The sequence below is a fragment of the Caulobacter sp. GW821-FHT11A05 genome (genome assembly GCF_058809015.1).
On sequence record NZ_JBXASF010000014.1, the window covers coordinates 115,831 to 139,703 of the forward strand.

Below are 23,873 nucleotides of genomic sequence, written 5' to 3' on the forward strand. Positions count from 1 at the left end.
ATGCCGCTGTTCAAGGGATCCCGCTACGAGACCATCGCCCCCTTCGATGCCGATCCAGAGGGGCGGCCGCTGTTCCGGGGCCTCAAGCCCCGGCCGATCGCCCATCCCGAGCCGATCCTCGAATACACCGTCGAACTGCTCAACCGGCTCGATGGCCTGGCGCAGCACTTCTACCGCGAGCCGCGGGCCTGGCACCGGCTGGTCGAGGCCAACCCCGACGTGCTGTTTCCCGAGGACCTGCTGTGGACTCCGGTCCCCGAGGAGGAAACGGGTGTCGAGCTCAAGGGCGACGTCATCCTGGTGCCTCGCCGGGAGGACAAGCGATGAGCCTGCTCTCCGGCCTGCTCGACGGCGGCGCGCGCCAGCCGGCGGCCTGTGTGGTCAAGATCGGCCAGTCCGAGAGCGATCTCGGCTTCATCGCCCGCATGGCCAATTCGATCGAGATCAACCTCGACCGCAACGAGGCGGCGACCGGGACCATGACCTTCGAGGACCGCCGCGAGCCGGACGGGACCTGGACGGTGGCCGACAGCGGCCTGTTCGCCCGCTGGCAGCCGGTCAAGGTGCTGGCCGACTTCGGCAGCTACAGCGAGGAGGTCTTCCGCGGCTTCATCAAGAGCCTGAAGCCCAACTATCCGCCCAACGGCGGCGAGGCGACCTTCGAGATCCAGCTGCAGGACCAGAGCGCCCTCCTGGACCGGGACCACATGCGCCGGGTGTGGGGCGAGCGGGCCCCGGAGAGCGACCGAACCATCCTGGAGACCCTGGTGCGGCCGGCCTCCCTGCGGGTCGATCCGCGATCGGGCCAGGGGCGGTCGAGCCGCTCACTGTCGCAGGACGGCACCGCCATCCGCTTCCTGCGCGACCGGGCCAAGGCCAACGGTTACGAGCTGATCTTCGATGAGGGCAAGGTCTACTTCGGCCCGCCGCAGCTGTCGGGGGCGCCGATGCCGCCGCTGACCCTCTATGCCGGCCGGCGGACCAACTGCCTCTCCTTCGCCGTCGAGGACGACGCGCTGAAGCCCGACGAGGTGCGCTTCGACGCCGCCCCGGCCACCGACGGGGCCGAGCCCGACACCCAGACCATCCGGCCCAACGCCCCAAAGCTCGGACGCACCGCCACCTCGGCCGAGGGCGCTGACCTGCCCACCCCCTTCGTCTGGCGGCTGTCGCGCGAGGGCGACGAGAGCGCCGAGGACATGCGCAGCCGGGCCCAGGCCCTGGCCAACGACAACGCCATGAAGCTGAAGGCCAGCGGCGAGGCCGACGGCTCGCGCTACGGCCATGTGCTGAAGCCCGGGCGGGTGGTGACGGTCGACGGGGCGGGGACCCGCTACGGCGGCGCCTACTACATCGACAAGGTGGTCCACCAGTTCACGCCGGACGGCTATCGCCAGCGGTTCGAACTCAAGCGCAACGCGGTCGGCGAGCAGCCGGGCGGGGCGGTCGGCGGCGTCGCCTCGGCGCTGGCCGGACTGTTCGGATGAGGACCGGCCATGGATGACCTCAACCTCCTCGAACGCGCCGTCCTCCGCCAGGAGAGCAAGTACTTCGGCAAGTACCGGGGCTTCGTCGCCGACGACAAGGACCCGGAAAAACGCGCCCGGCTGAAGCTGACCGTGCCGACGGTGCTGGGCGAGGCGACCAGCAACTGGGCGCTGCCCTGCCTGCCCTATGGCGGGGCCAACGGCATCGGCTTCGTGGCCGTGCCGCCCATCGGGGCGCAGGTGCTGGTGGAGTTCATGGAGGGCGACATCTCCACCCCCCTGTGGACGGGCACCTTCTGGCGGACCACCGACGAGGTCCCGCCGGAGTTCCAGGCCGCCGAGCCGACCGCGAAGATGCTCAAGACCCTGTCGGGCCACGTCCTGGTGTTCGAGGACAAGAACGGCGCCGAGACCATCACCCTCAAAAGCGCCAAGGAGGCCGAGATCCTGATGGACGAGAAGGGCTCGTTCGTCGTCAAGGATTCCAAGGGCGCCGCCGTCACCCTCGACGCCGACGCCGGCGAACTGAAGATCGAGGACGCCAACGGCAACTCGATGACCTTCTCGGCCAGCGGCTTCGTGCTCAAGGACGCCAACGGCAACGAGGTGACCGGGGCCGCCTCAGGGGTGACGGTCAAGGGGACCAGCATCACCGTACAGGGCCAGACCGTGGCCATCGGCGGCTCCGGCGGCGAGCCGCTGATCAAGGGCACGACCCTGCTCAGCATGTTCAACGCCCACACCCATGTCTGCACCGCGCCCGGCGCCCCGTCGGGTCCGCCGATTCCGCCGCTGACCCCGGCGGTGCTGTCCCTCGTGGCGACCACCACATGACCGGCATCGGCGAAAGGCGGCTGCCCCGCGTCACCTACATGGCCTTCCCCTTCCGGGTGACGCCGGAGGGCGTGGAAACCTCGTTGCGCATGTCGCACATCCGCGAACAGGTCGAGCAGGTGATCTTCACCGGCGAGGGCGAGCGGGTGTTTCGGCCCGAGTTCGGCCTGGGGGCCCGCGGCCTGGTGTTCGAGCCGAACCGCGCCCAGAGCTGGGAGCTGGCCCAGAACCGCCTCTACGGCTCGCTGGCCGCCGCCCTGGCCGGAGAGATCGACCCTGACACCCTGCGTGTCGAGGTGTTCGCGCCGGAAGAGGCCCCCGAGCGGCTGGTCGCCCGCATCAGCTACGTCGTCGCCGCCCTGCAGAAGGAGGAGAGCCACGAGCTGGTCCTCTAGACCGGCCCGCCGCACGCCATGGCCCGAGACCCCATTCCAGAGCTGATCTTCAGAGACGGTTGCCCCGACTGCGGCGAGCGGGTGGTGGCGCTGCCGCCGCCGCTGCCGGCCATTGCCGACGACTTCGACTGGCGGGCCCGGGACTACGACAGCTTCCGCCTGTTCCTGATGGAGGAGCTGGCTCACCGCTTCCCCGAGCGTCGGCGCTGGACGCCGGCCGACATGGAGGTGGTCATCGTCGAACTGCTGGCGGCGGCGCTGGACCGGATGTCCCACGCCCTGGACGCCGTCCATGCCGAGCGCTTCCTGGAGACCGCCCGACGGCCGGGATCCGTGCGCCGGCTGCTGTCGCTGATCGGCTACGACCCGACTCCCGACATCGACCCGGCCAAGCTGGCGGCCCTCAACCCCCCGGCCGGAACCGCCAATCCCGCCGCTTGGCGGGTCGAGCGGCTGTGGGAGGTGGATCCCGCCGAGATGGAGGCCGCCCGGCTGCGCGGGCCGCGCCGCATCCACGCCCAGAAGCGGATGGTCACCCTGGCCGACCATGAGGCGCGGATCGTCACCCATCCGCTCGTCACCCGGGCCCGGGCGCGGCTGGTCTGGACCGGGGCCTGGAGCACCATCCTGGTCTCCGTGCTGCTCAGCGACGGCCTGAAGCTGGACGATCCGCTCACCGTCCTGAACCTGGAGCGGCGCCAGCGGATCATCGACTATCACCGCCAGCAGGGCTTGCCCGCGCCGGTGTTCAACGCCGCCGCCACCGCCCGTCGGATGCTTCGCATGCTGGTTGAGCAGGAGCGGCTGGCCGGCTCGGAGGTGTTCCTGGAGGACGCCCGCGAGGCGCCGATCGACTTTGCGCTGAGCGTCACGGCCCGGCCGGGCCACTTCCGCTCGCAGCTGCAGGCGGCGCTGATCCAGGCCTTCTCGGCCGACGAGGGCGGCTTCTTCGCCCCGGGACGGTTCGGCTTTGGCGAGGCGGTGTTCGCCAGCGACATCATCCAGGCGGCCATGGGCGTCGAGGGCGTCGCCATCGCCTGCCTCAACCGGCTGAAGCGGGCCGGGGCCGCCTTCCCCAACCGCGCCGACGCCGGCTCGGTGGCGATCGCCGCCGACGAACTGGCCGTCTGCTTCAACCGACCGGGCCGCGGGACCTTCCGCATCAACGTCGAGGGAGGACTGGTGGGATGACCGGATCGACCCGCGACCTGACCCGCTGGAACCGCACCGGCGTCACCCATTTCGACTATGTCGACGGCAACGCGGCGACCTTCCTGGAGGAGCTGCGCACGGCCATGCTGGCCCGCTTCCTGCGCGGCGCGACCGGCGATGCGCGTGACGCCGACTTCTGGCGCGGCCTGTTCGCCGGCGACCCGGCCGACTGGCCGGCGGCCCTGGCGCTGCGGCCCGGTCTCGACTGGCAGGCCCTGATGGCCGACTTCCCCAGCGAGCCGGAGACGGCGCTGCTGAACAACCGCCGGCTTCTGGCCGCCTACGACGCCGCCAGCGGCGACTATGGCCTGGACATCATGCGCGCCTTCGCCCGGGCGGCGCATGTGCTGATGGGCCACGCCAACGCCTACGCGAACGAGGGCTATCTGCGCACCGCCACCCAGTGGGAGAGCCTGCGCCGGCTGGCGGCCATGGTCAGCTACCATCCCACCCCGCCGGCCAGCGCCTTCACCGAGGTGGCGCTGATCGCCGCCGACGACCCCGCCGCCGCCAGCCTGGTCGACCGCGGTCTGGCGATGAAGGTCTCGCCGCCGCAGGGCGGACCGCCGCTGATCTTCGAGACCCTGCGGCCGGCCTGGGTGCATCCGGCCCTCAATGCGATGCGGGCCCAGGGCTGGGACCTGGACACCACCCTGCTGAACCTTGGGACCGGGGTGAGCTGGCTGGTCGGCCGCGACCCGCCGCCGGCCATTGGCGAGGTGGTGGTGGCCGAGGCGGCCGGGGTGGACCGGGCGGCGACCGTGGCCCATTCGGCGCGCGGACCAGAAGGAATGGCGAGCGTCGGGCTGGAGGGCGACGTCTCCAGTCACAGCTGGCCGGCCTGGAACACCCAGCTGTGGACCGCGCCGGCCAACATCCTGCGGCCCAGCCTGCAGTATGAGAACGGCCGGCTGGTCGTCGAGACCGCCAACACCGCCCGCTTCCGGCCAGGCGACATCGTCAAGCTGGTCGCCAGCGGAACCGAGTATTTCCTGATCGTTGAGGCCGTGACGGCGACCGAGATCGCCTTCCGGACCATGGCCGCCATCACCGGCGCGGTCACCCTGACCCCGATGACCCTCTTCGTCGCCAGCGGCTACGACTGGTTCGTCGACACCCAGCCCTCGGTCGTCAGGGTCTATTTCAACCGCTCGAACACCGTGACGGTCGTCGAGAAGAGTGACGAACTCGTCGTCTGGGGCGGCATCCGCCGGCACGGACGCCGTACCTCGGACAACACCACGACCGGTGTTCTGATGTCCTACCGGTACCCGACGGACCGCCTCAACGAGCGGGCTTTCGGCCTGACCGGCGCCGAGACCGCCGTCCAGGGTCGCGCCCTGGGGCAAAGCCCCTCCTTCCCGGGCCAACCGCCCGGGGCCCCGACCTTCGTCTTTCCGGGCAAGCCCCCCAAGGAGCTGGCCGTCGGCGATCACTTCGTGGCCCGGTGCGACACCCAGCTGACGCCGCTGCGGGTGGCGGGCGTACGCACCGAGCCGGACCGCTACTTCATCCTGTTCAACCAGCTGCCCGCCCGTCCGACCGGTGTCCCGGCCGAGTGGCTCGAGTTCCACGGGCCGATGAAGCGCCAGTTCCGGCCCGTCGACTTCAACCGCAGCCGTGAGCCCGCGGTCGGCGGCGGCGGAGTGGCGGTCTTCGAGGGAATTCCTCCGGCGGCCGCCGACCTGCTCACCCCTGGCCGGCCGCTGATCGTCGAGGATGAGAGCGCCGCCCCGCGCGACCCGGCCCGCGCCGCCATCGTCTCGGCGAGCTGGAACGCCACGCGGACAGCGCTGACCGTGGTGCTCGACGCCGACGCCCCGGCCTTCGCTGGCTTCCGCAAGGGCTGGACCGTGTTCCGGGGCAACACGGCCACCGCCGGCCATGGCGAGAGCCTGGGCCCGAAGGTGATCGGCAGCGGCAACGGCGAGGCCCCGGCCCAGACCTTCAACATTCCGCTGGAGGACATCAGCTTCGTGCCCTCCACCGGCTCGGACTCCGGCTACGCTCCCGACATCGAGGTGCAGGTGGCCGGCCGCATCTGGGCGATGCGCGACCTGGCCGATCCGACCGCCGAGGGAGCCGAGGCCTATTCGCCGGCCCTGGCCGACGACGGCACCCTGGACCTGCACTTCCGCCGCCGGCTGACCACCGGGGTCGACAATGTGGTGGTCACCCGCCACCGCACGGGCTCGGGCCTGGGCGGCAACGCGGTCGCGCCCTACAGCTTCGAAAAGCCGATCGACAAGCATGCGGTGGTCACCGCCATCGTCCAGCCGTTCGCGGCCAGCGGCGGGGCCGAGCGCGAGGCGGTGGCCGACATCCGCACCAACGCGCCTGGCCGGCTGGCGGCCAATGACCGGGCCGTCTCGCTGGAGGACTTCGCCCGCCTGGCCCGCCGCAACGCCGCCGTCTGGCAGGCCCGGGCGGCGCTGGTGCTGGCTCCCGGCCGTGAGCAGGTGGTGGCCCTGACCATCGTGCCAGCCGGCGGCGGGGCGCTGACCTCGGCCCTGCAAGGCGCGCTGGCGGCCTATTTCACGGCCCGGGCCCTGCCCAACACCCGCATCCAGTTCCAGGCCTTCACCCCCGTCCCGGTGCGGGTGACCATCACCGGCCTGGCCATCGACGAGGCCCACTATCCCAGCGACCGGGTCAAGGACGCGGTGCGGGAAGCCCTGCTCAGCCGCTTCTCGCTGAAGCGGCGTGGCCTTGGCCAGGGACTGTTCATCGGCGAAATCCTGGCCGCCATCGACGGGGTGACCGGGGTGATCAACAGCACCGCGCAGCTGCGGCTGGTGGGGGCGGCGCCGGCCGGTCTGGGCGGCTCGCAGACCGCCGAACAGCTGGTCGCGGGAACCTACCGCGCCCTCCACCCGGCCCCGGACCAGGTGGCCTTCCTGGCGGCCGACACCGACATCGTGCTGGAGCAGAGCTGATGGCCAACCCCCTGCTCAGCCGCGCCGGCCTGCTGCTCTATCGCCAGCTGCCCGAGGAGTACCGCTACCGCGACACTGATCCGGGCCCTGGCGAACTGGGCGACCTGGAAGCCTATCTGCACGGCCACGGCGCCTTGCTGGACTTGATGCGCAATACGCTGGAGCAGCTCTATGCCGATGGCTTCGCCGAGCCGGTCGACGCCGGCGGCCCGACGCCGGTCCAACGCCAGATCCAGCCCTGGCTGCTGCCCTATCTGGCCGAACTGGTCGGCGCCGACCTCAAGGCCCCAGATCCCGAGGCCCGCACCCGCGAGCTGGCCCGCTCGGTCGGATGGTACAAGGCCAAGGGGACGCTCGGCGCCATCGATTCCATCGCCGACGTGGTGGCCAATGCCGAGACCTACATCGTCGAGGGCTGGCAGCGGACGCTGATCACCCCGCGCCAGGCCCTGACTCCCTTCACCATGGACCCGGCCGATGTCGGCGACGGCGACCCGATGGGACCGCCGCCGATGCCGTTGGGGACGGCCGACACCCGCCGGTACAACCGCGCTGTCCTCGACCCGGCCGGCGGCAACTCGCTGATGACCCTCTGCCTGCCGCGCCGCGACGCGCAAGGCGGGCCTCTGCCGGTCCGGGACGCGCTGGGCCTGTGCATCAGCCCGCTGTTCTGGCGCCAGTCGGCGCGGACCGGCGCGCCCTGCTTCCCCGGCGCCTTCGACGATTCCTCGCTGCGGACGCCCGACCTGCGCGATCCGGCCCGGGCCGCCGACGTCGGGCCGAACCCGCGCCGTATCCTGGCCTATGTGCAGCCGCCGTTCGGTTTCTTTGCGCCCGGCCTGCTGCGGCTGACCGCGACCGGCGCCGACCCGCTTGGCCTGGCGACGGCCAGCGATCCGATCGGCGCCAAGGACGCGGCCCGCATCCTTCAGGCCCCCAATACGCCGATCGCGGCCAATCTCGACCGCGTCGAGATCGACGGCGACCTGACCATCCCGGCCGGGACCGAGATCACCCTGCGCGACCTGCTGGTGCTGGGCGAGATCACTATTCAGGCGGGCGCGCGGCTGATCCTGGAGCGGTGCGCGGCCCGCCGGGTGGTGCTGCCGGGCGCCGTCGCCGAACCCTCCGTGGAAGCCCATCACTGCCTGTTCGAGGACGTCGGCGTGGCGGCCCCGGCCGGTCCGCGCGGTTTCGCCCGGCTGGAGCATGTCACCGTGCTGGGCCGCATGCGGCTGTGGAAGGTCCAGGCCTCCGACTGCATCTTCGCCGGGACCGTCAACTCCGACATCTGCGCCGCCGGCCGGGGCACCTGCATCCGCTATTCCCGCATCCCGCCGCTGCTGTCGGACGTCGACTGCGGCCTGGGTCGCGGCCAGCACAACACCGCCGCCGAGGCCCTGTTCCTGGCCCGGCCCCTGCATCAGCCGCCGCCCGACCCCTGCATCTTCCGCCAGCCGGCCTTCGGCGAGCCCGGGGCCGGGGTGCTGTCGCATCAGGCGCCAGAAAGTGTGCGGGCCGGCGCCGAGCGGGGCGGGGAGATGGGCGCCTACAACCACCTGGCCCTGGCCGCCAGCCTGGACGCCCTGGCCCTGAAACTCGCCGACTTCCAGCCCCTCGGGCAGGAGCTGGCCATCGTCTACGAAGCCCGCATGGCGCTGTCGCCGCCGAGGCTCACACCATGAACCCGTTTGGGAGGCGTCAATGAAGGGTCAGGTATCCCGCATCAGTCAGGACCGGACGAAGCGCTATTCGGCCGTGTTCCAGAACCAGGGCGCCATGGTCACCGACGCAGACCTGGGCGAGGCCTCGTTCATCGCCCGGGCCCGCACCGACGAGCTCGGCGCCGAGGCGGTCGGAAGCGGCGCGCCGGCCGACGGCGGTGTCGTGCTGGTCACCACCGTCGCCGGCTCCGATGTCGCCGCGCTGCGGCCGGGCCTGGTCTACGCCGACGGCGTGCGGGGGACCGTGCGGCTGCGCGCCGGCGAGACGCTGGGGGCCGGGGCCATCGACCTCTACGCCAAGCAGCAGGACTTTCCCCAGGCGCCCGGCCTGCCGGCCGGCAACCGGGTGGTTTATGCCGACGTCTGGCATCAGGATCGGTTTCCCCTGACCGATCCGGGTCTGGTCGATCCCGGCTTCCACGGCGCCGAGACCTCATTCCGCAGCCGCACCGTCGCCCAGATCAAGATCGCGCCTCTGGCCGACCGGCCACAGATCGGTAGTCCGACCGGACCCTATCCGCGTAAGGGCGACGCCCTGATCCGGGCGGCGATCCGCACCGGGGCGGCGGCGATCGACCCCTGCGACCCCTGCGCCACCGAGACGCCCGAGAGCCACCGGCTGGGCAACGCCCTGTTCCGCGTCGAGGTGCTGGCCGTCACCGGACCGGCCAACGCCCCCATCCGGGTCACCGTCGCCTGGTCGATGGAGAACGCCGCCGAGCAGATGGCCACCAGCCCGACCCCGCCCAGCGCCTTCAGCGGCCGGGTCGGGTCGGTTTTCGAGTACTTCAGCGAGATCACCGAGGCCCACAAGGGCGCCTTCGCCGACCACGCCACCCGCCAGCCCAGCCGGCTGGAGAATGCCTATGTCGACCCCGCCCCGGCACGCACCGATGGCGGCCCGGCCGGCGGCTGGCCCTTCGTGCGGCGCTGGGACGGCTATGCGGTGCTCGATCTCACCGGGGCGTCGCCGACCGCGCCGACCATCCGCAACGGCGCCTTCGACCTCGACGGCGGCCGGGCGCGGATCACCCTCGACAACCTGGTCTTCCAGCTGGACCTGACCGGCAAGCGGGTGCTGGTCGGCGACTACTGGCTGATCGAGGTGCGCGAGTTCGCCGCCGCCGCCGACCGGGTGAAGGCGGTCAGCGACCTGCCGATCGGCATCGAGCACCACTATGCCGTGCTGTACACGATCGATGGCGGCGGGGCCTCCCTCGCCCTGACCGACGCCGACCGGCGGGCGGCGACCTTCCCCAGCCTCGACAATCTGCCGGCCGACCATGTCGGCTACGAGAACCACTGTCCGCGGCTCTACGGGCCCGAGCCGCAGATGAACGTCCAAGAGGCCCTGGACGCGCTCTGCGGCATCAACGCCGAGAAGATTCCCTTCGACAACAACTGCTCGCACATCTTCGACAGCGCCACCAACGTGCAGGAGGCGCTGGACGCCCTCTGCGGCCTCGATCTGTCGCCCCGGCTCGGCTACCGGCTGCTGTTTGATTGGGGGGTGGTCTGCGGCATCAACGTCAGCAAGTTCAATGACAACCTCCTCGATGGGCGGATCACCATCGAGCCGGGCGCCTTCCTCGATCGCAGCGGCAACCTGGCGCAGCTGAACAACCCGATCGAGGTCAACGTCATCACCGGCGCCAATATCGAGATCGTGCCGAACACCAAGCAGGGGCGCGAAGCGAGGGAATACTGCCTCTGCCTGCTCTACAATCCCGACCAGTCGATCACCGCCCACCTCGTCGAGCGCAGCGATTGCTGGTGGGAAGAGGACATGACCTACGAGGAGAAGGTCGCCGCCTGCAAAAAGGAAAAGGCGGGGATCAAGGGCCTCTTCGACGGCATCGTCGCCGAGGAGAAGACCCTGGCGCGCGACAAGTTCGTCCTCGCCGCCACCGGCGACGAGCCGCTGGCGCGCAGCTACCGCATGACCCAGGCGGAAGACGGCGAGATCGGCGCCATGCTCGGCAAGCTGCGGGCGGCGGTCGAGCCAAAGCTGTCGGAGGAGAAGACGGCCTGGCTCGACACCGCCTTGACCGAGGCGGAGGCCGAGAACGATCCGGCCGCCGCCGGACCGGCGGCCGCCGGCTTCAAGCGCGGCGCGCGGGCGATCGCCAAGATGAAGGTCATCGCCGAGGGCTACCGGCTGGCCGCCGAGGCCTGCGAGTGCCGGTACTATCTCCCCAGCTGCCCGACGCCGGTCGTCCTGCCTAAGCGAGCCCTGGTCCCCATCGCCTGCGTCACGCTGGTCTTCGAGGGCCTGGGCCTGCATGAGGTCTGCCGGTTCTGCTGCCGGCGCCAGGCCATGACGCCGCGAACCTGGCGCTATTGGTATGGCGACCATCACCTGTGGAACATGGGCGATCTGGCCGAGGGCTGCTGCGAAAAGATCGGCCTGTTCGCGCCGGAGCAGCCGACGACGCCCAACACCGGCAGGTTCCAGCCCTGGCAGCCCGTCGGGGAGATCAAGCCCATGCCGGTCTGGCCGGGCCGCCCGCCCGGCGTCGGCGGACCGCCGGACGACCTGATCAATCCTCCGCCCGGACAGGGTCCGATCTGGACTTCCAACCCCGACATCATCGACCTGGCGGGCGAGCCCGCCGTCCAGGTGTTGCAGGGCCACGGCCTGGACGTCACCGAGATCATCGATCTCGACGAAGGCGACCCGATCGCCGCGCTGGCCGCGATCAGCGGGATCGAGGGCGACGAGCGGATGACCTATGGCGGGGCGACCAGCCCCGGGGACAAGGTCGCCCTCTTGATGCAGGACGGCGTCTCGCGCGGCTATGTCGTGCTGGCCCGCGGCGAGGGCCGCTATCCGTTCGCCACCAGCGGCGACAAGGTCAAACCGCAGCTCGACATGAGCGGTATCGAAGGCGCGCTCAGCGAGGCCGAGGCGGCCAAGACGGCCATCGGAACCGATCTGACCGAACTGGAAAACCGGCGCGACAGCGTGGCCGGCGAGGTGGTCGGGCTGAAAGCCCAGGTCGACGGCATGCGCAAGGCCCAGGAGGAGGTGTCGGCCAAGGTCACGGCCGCGGCCGAGAGCAAGACCCGCCTGGACAGGGAAATCGCCGTCCTGGCCGCCGAGCGCGACCGGCTGGCCGGTGGGGTGATCGAGCTGCGCGGCCTGTTCGAGCAGGTAAAGGGCGAGGGCGACCGGATGCTGGCCGACCTGGAGAAGGTGCGCGGTCAGTTCAAGGAGCTGGCCGTCGAACGCGACAAGCTGTCGATCAGCGTCTCCGCCGCCCAGCCGGTCCTCACCGTCGCCGCCAACCAGCCGGCCCTGGTCGAGACCCTGCGGGCCGAGGGGGTGGTCAACCTGGGTGAGTTCAACGCCATGCCCGAGGCCGACCGCACCCGCGCCTTCGAGAAGGCCGGCGTGCCCGCCGCCGAGCGCAAGCGGATCCTGGCCAATCTCAACACCCGCATGAAGCCGGCGGGGTAGCGTCATGGCCAAGACCCGTCGCCGCCTGCCGGCCGCCGCCGTCCGCTCCACCGCCGCCCGCCGGCGGCACGGGGCCGAACCGAACGCCGCCCTCAAGGCGGACCTGAAGGAGAAGCTCAGCCCCACCGCCGGGGCCCAGGAGCTGGCCGCCAAGCCCAAGCCGGCGGCTCAGGACGAACCGGGGTCTCGCGAGGGGGCCGCGCCGCGGGAGGTGGTCGAGGCGCCGGTCGAGACCGGACCGGAGGCGCCGGCGGCGGCCGAGCTGAGGCCACGCGGCCTCGCCGATCCGCTGTCCGGCTAGGGCCGATGAAGGCGCTGGTCACCCGGTCGCCGCAGCCGGCCGCCCGATCGACGACGGTGGCGCGGGCCGCGGCCCCGGAAGCGCGGCTGGCCGCGGCCCGCCAGCTGATCGGCGTGCAGCCGATGCTGACCGTCGGGCCCGCCGACGACCCGATGGAACGCGAGGCCGAGCAGACCGCCGACCGGGTGGTCTCGATGACCGCCCCGCCGGCCGCCCCGACGGGGGCGCGCCGCGATGGCCCGGCGGCCCAGCCCCTGCGCCGCACCGAACAGCCCAACCTCGACCAGCTGGAGACCGATCCGCCGATGCCGGCGGAGCTGCAGGAGCCGACCGTCGCCGCCGCCGAGGACGTGCCGATGGAGCAGCTGGACGGCGACGACATGGCCGAGATCAGTTCGGGCCAGCCGGCCGACCCTGGCGGCGAGGTCCAGCCCCTGCGCCGGGCGGCCGAGCCGGCCATGGTCGGCCGCGAGGGCGGCGCCGCCCCGGCCAGTGTCGCCGCCCGGGTCGCCTCCCCCGGTCCCGGCCGGCCGCTGCCCCGCGAGGTGGCGGCCTTCATGGAGCCGAGGTTCGGGGTCGGCTTCGGCGATGTCCGCATCCACGACCAGCCGGCCGACCGCCAGGCCAGCGCCCGCATCGGGGCCCGTGCCTTCACCCACGGGGCCCACATCTGGCTGGGCCCGGGCGAGCGGGTCGAGAACCGCCGGTTGCTGGCCCACGAACTGACCCATGTGGTCCAGCAGACCAAGCGCGGGCCAACCCCGGGCCAGCCTCCCGTGCGCCCCGAGCGCCTGCAGCGCGGGGTGATGGACGAGATCGAGAGCGTCGCCCGCTACATCCCCGGCTACACCCTGCTCAGCGTCATCCTCGGCCGCAGCCCGATCACCGGCCAGACCGTGCCGCGCACCGCCGAGAACCTGATCGGCGGGGTGCTGGGACTGATCCCCGGCGGGACCATCCTGGTCGAGCGGCTGCGCGAGAGCCACGCCCTGCAGAAGGGCTACGAATGGGTGACCGGCCGGCTGGCGGCGTTGAACCTGACCTGGGACCGGGTCAGCCAGGCGGTCAGCGACCTCTTGAGCTGGCGCAACGCCTTCTCGCCGCGCGAGGCCATCCGCCGGCACCTGGGACCGATCCTCGATTCCATCATCACCTTCGCCATCGAGCTGAAGGACCAGATCCTCGAACTGATCATCAAGGGCGCCCTGGCCCTGGCCGGCCCCCGCGCCGAGCAGGTGTGGGGCGTGTTCAAGGAGGCGCGCGACAGCATCAACCTGGTGCTGGAAGACCCCCTGCGCTTCGCCGGCAACCTGTTCCGGGCGGTCGGCCGGGGGTTCAGCCAGTTCGGCAGCAACTTCGCCGACCACATGAAGCGCGGCCTGATGGGTTGGCTGTTCGGGGCGCTTGGCGGGGCCGGCATCCAGATGCCCGCCCAGCTGGATCTCAAGGGCATCATGTCGATCGGCCTGCAGGTGGTCGGCCTGACCTGGCGCCAGTTCCGGGTCGATATCGTGCGGGCCCTGGAGCCGAACGGCGAGGCCAAGGTCGCCTTCGTCGAGCGGGCCGTGGGCGTGGTCCAGACCCTGATCACCGAGGGCTTCGGCGGCATCTGGCGCAAGATGCTGGAACTGATCGACGGCTTCAAACAGACGGTGCTGGGCGGCATCAAGACCTTCGTCACCCAGACCATCGTCACCCAGGCCATCGCCTGGCTGGCCAGCCTGACCAACCCGATCGGCGGCATCGTGCGGGTGCTGAAAGCCGCCTACGACATCATCGTCGTCTTCATCGAGCGGATGCAGCAGATTCTCGAGCTGGTGCGTTCGATCTTCTCCTCCATCAAGGCCATCGCCCAGGGCAACATCGACCAGGCGGCCAACTTCGTCGAACAGACGATGGGCCGGACGGTGCCGATCATCATCTCCTTCCTGGCCGGGCTGCTGGGGTTGGGCGGCATCTCGGGCCAGATCCGCAATGTCATCCAGCGTATCCAGGCGCCGGTGGTGCGGGCCCGGGTTCGGCTGGTGACCTTCCTGGTCAAGAAGGCCAAGCAGCTGATCTCGCGGATCATCCAGCGGCTGAACCGGGGCCGGCGGCCGCCTAAGGTGCGGTTCCAGTTCATGGGCAAGCCGCACGAGATGAGCGGCGAGGTCGAGGGCAATCAGACCCACCTCTACATCGCCAGCAACCGCAAGCGCCGCGCCGACCCGATCCGCCAGGAGGTCCGCGCCGCCATGCTGGCCGCCCGCCAGAAGGGTTCGACCAACCCGGCCCTGGACGTCGTCCAGCAGAAGATGGAGGGCCCGGTCACCCAGGCCAGCACCTCCATGGAGGCGGTCAAAACGGAGAGCAGCACGGAGAACAGCCGGCGCACGTCCGAGACCGCCAAGCAGAAGGTGCAGACCGCCGCCACCGAGGTCAGCCAGGCCTCCGCGCCGCTAACCTCCGAGCCGGCGCTGGACGCCGAGCCCCCGGATGGCAGCTTCGTCCGCGCCGTCGAGCCCCGGCCGCTGCTCAATCGCCAGCCGATCGAGGGGCAGGCGGGAACCTACGCCAGCCTGGCGACCCAGTACCTGAACCAGGTCCCGCCGACCGGCGGCAACCCGATGTCGGTCTACTACGAGCGCGACCACCTGCCCGGAAAGGCCATCCTGTTCGGGTTGAAGGAGGTGGTCGACGAGGGCCGGGTGTTCGTCGAGACCCCCGCCACCGCTGGCCCGGCGGCCGGCCAGGCCCCTGCGGCCGCAGGCCAGGCCGGGGCCGACCCGTTGCGGGAGGGCGAGCCGCCGGCGACGACGCCGGCTCCGACCGCGCCCACGACGGCGGCGCCGGGCGCAGCCAGCGCCGGGGCGGCTGACTTTGGAGCCCTGAGCACCGCGGCGGCCACCGCCGCCGGCGAAGACCTCTACGCCATCATCCTCTACCGGCCGATCCACCGGACCAAGACCGCGTTGGGGACGATCACACGGGCGGACGCCAAGGGCATGATCACCCGCGAGGCGGCCACGGCGGCGACGCGAGCCGGCAAGGTCGCGGCCGTCCGCCGGTTCCTTCGGACCCGCGTCGAGGAGGAGGTCCGCTCCCTGGTCGGGGTCTACAATTCCGACGCCCAGGCCACGGCCCAGATCCGCAATGCCGCCCGCGCCGGGCTCGACCGGATCATCGCCCTGAACGAGAACTTCAACCTCAAGAACGAGGCGGCGCCGGCCGGCGCCGCGACCCCGCCGTCGCCGACCGCCGGCATGGAGGCCGGCGCGCGGAATCGCTCCGCCGCCCGGGGAACCCTGACCTCCGGTCAGGTCGCAGCCGAGCATGGACCGGAAGGCTCGGTGCAGGCCTACAGCGCCTTCGGCGCGCGCGGCCACCATACCGAGGCCGACCACGTGCTGGAGAAGGCCTTCCCCCTGTCGGTATTGCGGACCGACACTGAGTCCGCCTCCTCCCCGCCCCGAACCTTCGGCGACGATCGGTTGGTGGGCCAGCTGGGCCTGACCTCGTCCGGCCTGCTACCCCGCGATATCACCGACGAGAAGAAGCGTGCGGCCGAGGCGCGGCTAACGAGCCTCAAGACCCTGCCGTTCAACGCCGTAGGCTCGGGGCCGCTGGCGCGCGGCTACGACCTCAACGCGGCGATGACCATGCTGCTCTACCGGCCGCTGGCGGCGCGGGTGACCCGCCAGACGCCCAACTCCGGCTCCTGGCGCGACATTGTCCAGACTTTCGGCGACGCCCAGAAGGCCGCCATCCGCGGCTATGTCCTGGACCTGGACGGCGTCGGGCTGGACCAGGTGCGCCAGTCGTTCAAGGGACCGCTGCGCGGCATCCTGGGCCGCAAGTTCGAGCGCCACATGGGCATCATCCGGGGCGAGTACAACAACGAGATGGCGACCATGCAGCGGATCAATCCGCGCGACCCACAGAAGGGCGCGGCCAGCCAATACGCTCAGGCCTTGATGAGGCGGATCAACACCGGGGCCGGCACGCTGCGCGGCGACCTCGACGGGCTGTTCTAGCCGCGCGCCGTTCCGATGCCGTCCAGCATGGCCGTGAGGCCGAACTCGAACACCGCTTCGCTGGCCTGGACCTCGCCGTCCTGTTCGGCCAGAGCCGTGCCGAGGGCGTAGCGGGCCAGGCAGAGGAAGGCGGCCACAGCCTGTTCGGGGGTGAAACCCTCGGCCTCCAGCCGGGCGAGGTTGGCGCGGGCTCGCGCGGCGCGGCCGCCGACCGTGGGCCGCGCCCCGGCCAGCAGCCGGGCGGCGTCACGGCGCGAAAGCCCGGCCCGCCGGATGGCCCGCGCCCCCTCGGCCAGCCAGGCCCGCCAGTCGCCCGCCGACTCCGCCGCCGGCAGCGCCTGGGTCAGCAGGGCGTCGGCCATGTGGTCGCGCAGCTCGCCCATGTTGCGGAAGTGCCAGTAGAGCGACGGCCCCTTGACCCCCAGCTCGGCCGCCAGCCGGCGGGTCGACAGGCCGTCCAGCCCGGTCGTCTCCATCAGCTCGAGGGCGACCCGCAGGATGGCGTCGCGATCAAGGACGGGGCGTTCGGTGGACGTCGATTCGGACAAGGCTGGACTCCAGGCGGCCGTTCCCTCTATCACTGCTAGGGAGAGCCGGCGCAAGACCGGATCGGCGCCTGGGAGGGCCCAAGATGAAGCGATTGATGCTGTCGGCGGCCTTGGCCTGGGCGGTGTTGACCGCGCCGGCGGCGGCCGGTGAACTGATGGGCGTCGCTTGCAGCACGCCCGCCCCGGTCCACTGCGCCCCGAGTGGCTGCACGCCGGCTGAGCTGGCCAACACCGGCAACGCCGTCGAGCCGGCCAGCGGTCGAAAGTTCTTCCTCGACTACCCCTGCGACCTGAAGCCTGGCGAGAAGGTCACGGTCGTGCTCAGCCTTCACGGCGGCGGCTCGATCGGCAACTGGCAGCGCCACTACTTCCCGCTGCTCGACCTGAAGGACAGATACCGCCTGGTCGTGGCCACCCCTTCCGGCACGGCCTTCGGCTGGAAGGCGGAGTCCGACGACGCCTACCTGCAGGGCATCGTCGAGGCGGTCGAGGGCGCGGTCGGGCGGGACAATATCAAGGCCTTCTGGCTGGTCGGCCATTCGCTCGGCGGCCAGACCTCCAACCGCCTCTTGACCACCCCCTTCTATCGCCAGCGGCTGACCGGCTGGGTCAGCCTGTCGGGCGGGCGGCTGGGGTCGCGGCGCGAAGACATCCGGGCGCCGATCCCGTCTGGCGTCCTCCTGCCGCCCGGCGCCCCGCCCGGGCCGCCGCGGCTGGTCGCCGACGCCTCGGTGCTGCCGGACTTTCCCTTCTCCCACATCTACGAGACCGGCGAACACGAGTTGACCGCCGCCGGCCTGCCGGACGGTTCGCGCTGGGCGCAGCAGCTGGGTTGCGGTCCGCGGGCCCCGGCCGTCGAGGTCGTCGATACCCAGGCCGGCTATGTCCAGGACACCCGCGTGCAGGCCAGTCCCAACCCCGTCTGGGGTCTAAAGGCCCGGCCGGGAACAGCGCGGCTCTACCGCTATCCCGGCTGCCCGGGCGGCCGGGTCGTCGCCGACGTGGTGCGGCTGGACAAGGGCCACACCGAGGGCCTGGAGCCGAAAATCACCGAAGAGATCGTCAAGCTGATGCTGTCGGCCCGCTAGGAGGGGCGTTGTCATGAAACTCAGGTTCCTGGCGCTCGGCGCCCTGATCGCCGCCATCGCCGGCCCCGCCGCCGCTCAGACCGTCGCTGGGGCCACCTGCGCGCCGACAGCCCGCTGTGAGGGCGAGGCCTGTCTCGCCCCCGGCGTCCTGGCAAACCTCGGCAACGCCACCGATCCCAAAACCGGCCGCAAGTTCTTCCTCGACTTCCCCTGCGACCTCAAACCAGACGAGCCGGTGCTGTTCATCCTCAACATCCACGGGGCCGGCTCGATCGCCAACTGGCAGCGCCACTATTTCCCGGCCGCCGACTATAGGGACCGCTACCGCCTGGTGGTCGCCACCCCGACCGCCGCCACCAGCGGCCAGATCGGCCCCGGCGGTCCCAGCATCCGCATGTGGGCGCCGGCCGCCGACGACGCGCACCTGCGCAATATCGCCGACCTGGTGGTCGAAGGCTTCGGACCAAAGCGCATCAAGGCCTTCTGGCTGGCCGGCCACAGCCAGGGCGGCATGACCTCCAGCCGCATCGTCTGCTCCGACGCCTTCAAGGACCGGGTCGACGGCTGGCTCAGCCTGTCGGGCGGCCGCATCGGCCGCGCCCCCATCGTCGCGACCTTCGGCCCGCCCAAGCCGGACGGCTCGCCGCCCGACCCGCTGCCGCGCAACATCCCGCTCGGCGCCGCCATGCCCACGGCCTGCGACTTCTCCCACATCTTCGCCACCGGCGAGCATGAGATCACCGAACTGCCGCAGACATCGCCCTGGGCCGAGAAGTATGGCTGTGGGCCGCGGGTGCGCCGCGAGGACATCGTCGATACCCAGGCCGGCCATGTCTGGGACTACGCCCGCGCCACCTATCCGGCCTGGGGGACAAAGGCCCGGCCGGGAACGGCCCAGCTGTTCGCCTATCCCGGCTGCAAGGGCGACCGCCTGGTCGCCGACGTCGTGCGCCTGGACAAGGGCCATACCGAGGGCCTCGAACCCAGGGTCACCGAGGCCATCCTGCAGCTGATGGTCGCCGCGCCCGGCGGCAAGGTCAGGACCGCGGCCGGCGGTTAGGCCTTGCGGCGCAGGGGCACGACCTTGGGGTCGGCGAAGGCCTGCGGGAAGTCGGCGATCGCGCCCGGGTGGCCAAACAGATAGCCCTGCGCCTCGCTGCACAGTTCCTGGTCGAGGAAGGCCAGTTCCTCCAGCGTCTCCACCCCCTCGGCCAGCACCGACAGCTGCAGGCCGCGGCAGAGGCCGAGGATGGCCCGCACGATGGTCTGCGCCTGTTCGCTATCGCCGATGTTGCGCACGAAGGATTGGTCGATCTTGATCTTGTCGAACGGGAAGGCGCGCAGGTTGGACAGCGACGAATAGCCGGTGCCAAAGTCGTCCATCGCCACCTTGACGCCGATGGCCTTCAGCTGGCCCAGCGTGGCCAGGGCCAGGTCGAAATCCTCGATCAGCGCCGTCTCGGTGATCTCCAGCTCCAGCCGCTCGGGGGCCAGGCCGGTCTCCTTGAGGATCTCCTCCACCCGCCGCGCCAGGCTGGCCGAGCGCAGCTGGACGCCGGAGATGTTGACGGCGATCTGCAGCGGCTTGGACCAGCTGGCCGCCTCGGCGCAGGCCTCGCGCAGCACCCACTCGCCGATGGTCAGGATCAGGCCGGTCTCCTCGGCCAGGGGCACGAACATCGACGGCGGCACGGTTCCCCGCTTGTCGCTGGTCCAGCGCAGCAGGGCCTCGAAACCGAAGATCACCCCGTCCTTCAGGGTCGCCTGCGGCTGGTAGACGACCTTGAACTCGCCCCGCGGCAGGGCCTGGCGCAGGTCGAACTCGATCAGCTGGCGTTCGCGCAGCTGCGCCCCCAGCTGCGCCTCGAAGAAGCGATAGCCGTCCCGCCCGGCCGCCTTGGCCTGATAGAGGGCGGCGTCGGCGTTGCGCACCAGGCCAAGGGCCGTCTCGCCGTCGTGCGGATAGAGGGCGATGCCGATGCTGACCCCGACGCTGGTCCGCTGCTCGCCGATGGCGATCTCGGGGGCGACGGCGGCGAGGATCTTCTCGCAAAGCTGGGCGACGTCGGTAGGCTTGCAGTCGCCCAGCCGGATGACGGCGAACTCGTCGCCGCCCAGGCGGGCGAAGACGTCTTCCCGTTCGAGCACGGCGGCCACCCGGTCGGCGACCACCTTCAGCACCACGTCGCCGGCCCCGTGGCCGAGCACGTCGTTGACCTGCTTGAAGCGGTCGAGATCGAGGCAGAGCACCGCGAAGGTGTCGTCCTTGCGCCGGTGCACCTTCAGCTGATGCTCCAGGCAGTCGTTGAAGGTCACCCGGTTGGGCAGGCCGGTCAGGCTGTCGTTATGGGCCAGGAAGCGAATCTTGGCCTCGGCCGCCACCCGGTCGCGCAGGTCGCGCAGGGCCACGGCCAGCCGCGGCACGCCGTCGAAGCTGAGTTGGCGGGCGACCACCTCGACCGGCACGGCCTCGCCGCTGGCCGGGCGGATGCGGGCCTCGACGCGATCGCCGGCGACCAGGCCCTCGGGGGCGGTGTCCTCGTCGAACAGGCTGGCGAACGGGCGTCCGACCAGCCGCTCGGCGGCGACGCCGGCCATCCGCGCCAGGGCGTCGTTGGCGGTGACGATGCGGCCGTCCTCGCAGATGGCCAGACCCTCGACAGCCGCGTCGGCCAGCTCGTTCAGCCGCCGGCGCTCGCCGCGCCGCTGACGGGCGCTCCACACCAGGGCCCCGGCGCAGAGGGCCAGCAGCAGGGCGGCGGCGACGCCGACCCAGACGGCCAGACTGCGATCGGTGACCACCGACTGCGGCAGGCCGACCGAGGGGTCCGGCTGCAGGGTGATGGCCGCCATGCCGGTGAAATGCAGGCCGACGATGGCCACGGTCAGCAGCAGGGCCGCGCCCAGCCGCCGACGGATTCCCGGCCCGCTGCGCGCCAGCCAGAAGGCCAGGGCCCCGAAGCTGCAGCCGATGACCAGCGAGGCGGCGATCATGCCGAAGTCCCAGTCGACGCTGCCGGCGATACGGAAGCCGGCCATGCCCAGGTAATGCATGGCCCCGATGGCCAGGCCGGCCATGGCGCCGCCGATCGGGGCGTTGTGGCGGCCCGGCCGCAGGGCGAAATGGAAGGCGCCGCCGAACAGGGCCACGGCCACGAGCAGGGACGCCAGGGTGTCGATGACCACATAGGCGGTTGGCAGGCCGGTCTTGAAGGCCAGCATCGCGACGAAATGGGTCGCCCAGACTCCGGCTCCGGTCACCGTCGCCGTGGCCCCGATCAGCGCTGCGCGACGCAGGCCGTGCGCCCGGCCGACGCGGTCCATCACGCCGACCGCCGTGCCGCAGGCGAGCAGACAGACCAAGGCGGCCAGAAGGACGTATCCGAACTCGTGCTGCGTCGTCAGACAGCTGTAGACCTTGAACATTCGCTTCCAACTCCGGCCGCCAACACTGGCGGCTCTCCTGCAGCGCCACGGGAAAACTCTAGGACAACGTGCTGAATCCCCGGTTTAGGTTTGGCCAGATTGTCGGCCATTTCGCCTTCTGCGCGGCTTTGTCGCGGAAAAGCGGCTAGCCGTCGCGCCGCCGGTAGTAGTGCCGCACCAGGCCGCTGCCCATCTGGCGGACCCTGGTCGGCTCGAAGGCGACCATCGGGCTGGGTCCCGCGAACAGCGGGATGCCGCCGCCGAGGACGACCGGCACGACGTGCAGTTCCAGGCTGTCGATGTGCGGGACAAGGCCGGAGGCCAGCTGGCCGCCGCCCATCAGCCAGATGTCGCCGCCGTCCATCGCCGCCTTGAGGCGGTCCAGGCCGCGCCCCGGGTCGCTGTCGCTGTCGATCTTCGGGTTGCCGGGATCGATGGCGGTGCTGGTGATGACCATGCCGGGTGACCTGGCGCCCTTCCAGAAGCCGAAGCCGGCCATCTTCTCATAGGTCGCCCGGCCGCAGATCACCCCGCCGACGGCCTTGGCGAAGGCGTCCCAGCCGTCCTCGTCGCCCGCGTCCGCCGGCGAGGGGCGCTGATAGGGGGTCAGCCAGTCGATGTCGCCGCCTGGGCCGGCGATGTAGCCGTCGATGCTGGCGGCGGCGAAGTAGCGGAGGCGGGGCTCGGCCATGGCGGCAACCTTAAGCCCGCCGAACGCCGTTTTCCAGATCAGCGACCCTGGGCGTCGAAGAAGGCGTCCGGGTCGTCGACCTCGACCAGCTTGCCGCGGCGGATTTCCAGGAAGCGGTTGGCGGCCGTGCGGGTGAAATAGCGGTCGTGGGAGACGAACAGGCAGCTGACGTCGGCGGTTTCCAGCTCCGCCTCCAGCGCTTCCTGGCCCTCGATGTCGAGGTGGTTGGTCGGCTCGTCGAGCAGGTAGAAGTTGGGCCGCTCCAGCTTCAGGCGCAGGAAGATCAGCCGGGCCCGTTCGCCGTAGCTGAGGCGGCTGATCGGCTCGTTGATACGGATGAAGGGAAATCCGGCCTGGGCCAGCAGGCGGGTGGCCTCGCGCTCGGTCGCCTCCGGCGCGGCGGAAACATAGGCCAGCAGGCTGGTCTTCAGCGGCAGGTCTTTCATCGACTGGTCGAAGTAGACCAGTCGCGCCGCCGGGTTGAACCGCACCGCCGCCGTGCCGTCATAGTGCTGCAGGGCCGGGTCGAAGGCGGCGGCCAGGGCGTTGAGCAGGGTGGTCTTGCCCGCTCCGTTGGCCCCCAGGATGGCCACCCGGTCGCCGGCGGCGATGGCCAGCCGGTCGATGGTGATCAGGGTGCGGCTCCGATCCGGCGTGGTCACGGTCAGGCCGTGCACGCGCAGCGCCACCCGCGCCTCGATGTCGCCCTCGGCCAGTTCCAGCCGCCGTTCGCGAGCGACGAGGACCTCAGTGCGGTTCCCCTCGATGCGGGCGATCCTGGTCTCAATAGCTTGCTTGCGCTTGTTCAGCTCCGGGTTCTTCACCGCCCAGACTTTGTAGCGGGTGGCGGCGGCCTCCAGCCGGCGCACCTCCTTCTCCTCCAGCCTGCGCTGGCTGGCGGCGGCGGCGTCGCGGCGCAGCAGTTCCTCACGGGCCGCGTCGAAGCGGCTCTTGAAGCTGTGCACCCCGTCGGCGCGCAGGAACAGAGTGCGGTCGGTGACCCGGTTGAGGAACTCGCGGTCGTGGCTGACGATCAGCATCGGCACATCGAAGGCGCCGGTCAGCCAGTCCTCCAGCCGGTTGATGTTGGCCAGGTCCAGGTGGTTGGTCGGCTCGTCGAGGATGAGGATGTCCGGCTCCTCCAGCCGCGCCGCCCCGGCGATCAGCAGCAATCGCCGCCAGCCGCCCGAAAGCGAGCCGAAGGTCTGGTCGGCGACCTCGGGCGCGACCTCGATCTCGTCCAGCAGCACATCGATGCGCCAGTCATCGTCGCCATTGCCGACCGCCTCGAGCGACCGGCGCAGCACCTCGCGGACCGGCAGGTCGTCCAGGCCCGGCGGAATGTCCTGCGGCAGGTAGCCGACCCTTAAAGACCGGGACTTCAGCACCTGTCCCCTGTCGAGTTCCAGCTCGCCGGACAGACAGCGCAACAGGGTGGTCTTGCCGGCCCCGTTCTCGCCGACCAGGGCGGTGCGCGCATCGTCGAGCAGGAAGGAAACGTTCTCGAACACCTTGGCCGAGCCATGGAAGAAGCTGGCCTCGTCCATCCCGAGCACGGCCTGACGCGGCGCCATTTCATCCTCCCATGGCGCGAGAGGACCCGGCCGACGATCCATGTTCTGTTTCGGTCGGCCAAGTGGTGTCAATCAGTGAGTTCGCCTCGGGTCTCCCTTCTCCCCTTGTGGGAGAAGGTGTCGGCGAAGCCGACGGATGAGCAACTGTGTTTAGGCTTGGTAGTTTGGTTGCCAAGTCTGGCCG

General features: G+C 71.0%; 16 protein-coding genes. 12 read left to right on the plus strand and 4 right to left on the minus strand.

All coding sequences use genetic code 11. The annotated features are described in order from the left end of the window. Genes AC1RSK_RS18770 through AC1RSK_RS18815 form a run of 10 tightly spaced genes read left to right on the plus strand, consistent with a single transcriptional unit; the run spans position 1 to position 16,362 of the window. Positions 1–327: a hypothetical protein gene (locus AC1RSK_RS18770; protein ID WP_492909138.1), complete on the plus strand. Its 327-nt coding sequence runs from the start codon at positions 1–3 to the stop codon at positions 325–327. After that, on the plus strand, positions 324–1,487 hold the full coding sequence (locus AC1RSK_RS18775; RefSeq protein WP_492909139.1) for a phage late control D family protein: 1,164 nt from the start codon (positions 324–326) through the stop codon (positions 1,485–1,487). Before AC1RSK_RS18770 ends, AC1RSK_RS18775 begins: the two co-directional genes overlap by 4 nt. A 9-nt stretch (positions 1,488–1,496) precedes the next feature. Then, entirely contained in the window at positions 1,497–2,321 is an 825-nt protein-coding gene (locus AC1RSK_RS18780; protein WP_492909140.1) for a phage baseplate assembly protein V, read from the plus strand. Continuing rightward, complete coding sequence (locus AC1RSK_RS18785) at positions 2,318–2,716, plus strand: GPW/gp25 family protein (protein ID WP_492909141.1); 399 nt, start codon at positions 2,318–2,320, stop codon at positions 2,714–2,716. The genes AC1RSK_RS18780 and AC1RSK_RS18785 overlap by 4 nt, the downstream gene beginning before the upstream one ends. Positions 2,717–2,734: 18 nt before the next feature. Continuing rightward, positions 2,735–3,907, plus strand: a complete 1,173-nt coding sequence (locus AC1RSK_RS18790; protein WP_492909142.1) for a hypothetical protein — start codon at positions 2,735–2,737, stop codon at positions 3,905–3,907. Continuing rightward, positions 3,904–6,864 (plus strand): baseplate J/gp47 family protein, encoded by a 2,961-nt coding sequence (locus AC1RSK_RS18795; RefSeq protein WP_492909144.1) that lies wholly within the window; start codon positions 3,904–3,906, stop codon positions 6,862–6,864. Before AC1RSK_RS18790 ends, AC1RSK_RS18795 begins: the two co-directional genes overlap by 4 nt. Next, positions 6,864–8,549, plus strand: coding sequence for a hypothetical protein (locus tag AC1RSK_RS18800; protein WP_492909145.1), 1,686 nt, complete (start codon positions 6,864–6,866; stop codon positions 8,547–8,549). The genes AC1RSK_RS18795 and AC1RSK_RS18800 overlap by 1 nt, the downstream gene beginning before the upstream one ends. Before the next feature lie 19 nt (positions 8,550–8,568). Continuing rightward, positions 8,569–12,048, plus strand: coding sequence for a DUF6519 domain-containing protein (locus tag AC1RSK_RS18805; protein WP_492909146.1), 3,480 nt, complete (start codon positions 8,569–8,571; stop codon positions 12,046–12,048). A 4-nt stretch (positions 12,049–12,052) separates the two neighbouring features. After that, positions 12,053–12,349 carry a hypothetical protein gene (locus AC1RSK_RS18810; protein WP_492909147.1) on the plus strand — a complete coding sequence of 99 codons (297 nt, stop codon included), beginning with the start codon at positions 12,053–12,055 and terminating at the stop codon, positions 12,347–12,349. 5 nt (positions 12,350–12,354) lie between these two features. Next, positions 12,355–16,362 (plus strand): eCIS core domain-containing protein, encoded by a 4,008-nt coding sequence (locus AC1RSK_RS18815; RefSeq protein ID WP_492909148.1) that lies wholly within the window; start codon positions 12,355–12,357, stop codon positions 16,360–16,362. On the opposite strand, the gene AC1RSK_RS18820 is transcribed toward AC1RSK_RS18815, so the two are convergent. Next, positions 16,359–16,910, minus strand: a complete 552-nt coding sequence (locus tag AC1RSK_RS18820; protein WP_492909149.1) for a TetR/AcrR family transcriptional regulator C-terminal domain-containing protein — start codon at positions 16,908–16,910, stop codon at positions 16,359–16,361. The genes AC1RSK_RS18815 and AC1RSK_RS18820 overlap by 4 nt on opposite strands. An 83-nt stretch (positions 16,911–16,993) precedes the next feature. Here AC1RSK_RS18820 and AC1RSK_RS18825 point away from each other — a divergent pair, with 83 nt between their 5' ends. Both AC1RSK_RS18825 and AC1RSK_RS18830 read left to right on the plus strand, forming a co-directional pair. Then, positions 16,994–17,998 carry an alpha/beta hydrolase family protein gene (locus AC1RSK_RS18825; RefSeq protein WP_492909150.1) on the plus strand — a complete coding sequence of 335 codons (1,005 nt, stop codon included), beginning with the start codon at positions 16,994–16,996 and terminating at the stop codon, positions 17,996–17,998. A gap of 13 nt (positions 17,999–18,011) precedes the next feature. Continuing rightward, positions 18,012–19,058 (plus strand): MBL fold metallo-hydrolase, encoded by a 1,047-nt coding sequence (locus AC1RSK_RS18830; protein WP_492909151.1) that lies wholly within the window; start codon positions 18,012–18,014, stop codon positions 19,056–19,058. Here AC1RSK_RS18830 and AC1RSK_RS18835 read toward each other — a convergent pair. The 3 genes from AC1RSK_RS18835 to AC1RSK_RS18845 form a co-directional block, all read right to left on the minus strand. Beyond that, complete coding sequence (locus AC1RSK_RS18835; RefSeq protein WP_492909152.1) at positions 19,055–21,424, minus strand: bifunctional diguanylate cyclase/phosphodiesterase; 2,370 nt, start codon at positions 21,422–21,424, stop codon at positions 19,055–19,057. The two genes, AC1RSK_RS18830 and AC1RSK_RS18835, sit on opposite strands and share 4 nt — an antisense overlap. Positions 21,425–21,569: 145 nt before the next feature. Beyond that, positions 21,570–22,115 (minus strand): dihydrofolate reductase family protein, encoded by a 546-nt coding sequence (locus AC1RSK_RS18840; protein ID WP_492909153.1) that lies wholly within the window; start codon positions 22,113–22,115, stop codon positions 21,570–21,572. A 38-nt stretch (positions 22,116–22,153) separates the two neighbouring features. Next, positions 22,154–23,689, minus strand: a complete 1,536-nt coding sequence (locus tag AC1RSK_RS18845) for an ABC-F family ATP-binding cassette domain-containing protein (protein WP_492909154.1) — start codon at positions 23,687–23,689, stop codon at positions 22,154–22,156. Positions 23,690–23,873 lie beyond the last annotated feature (184 nt).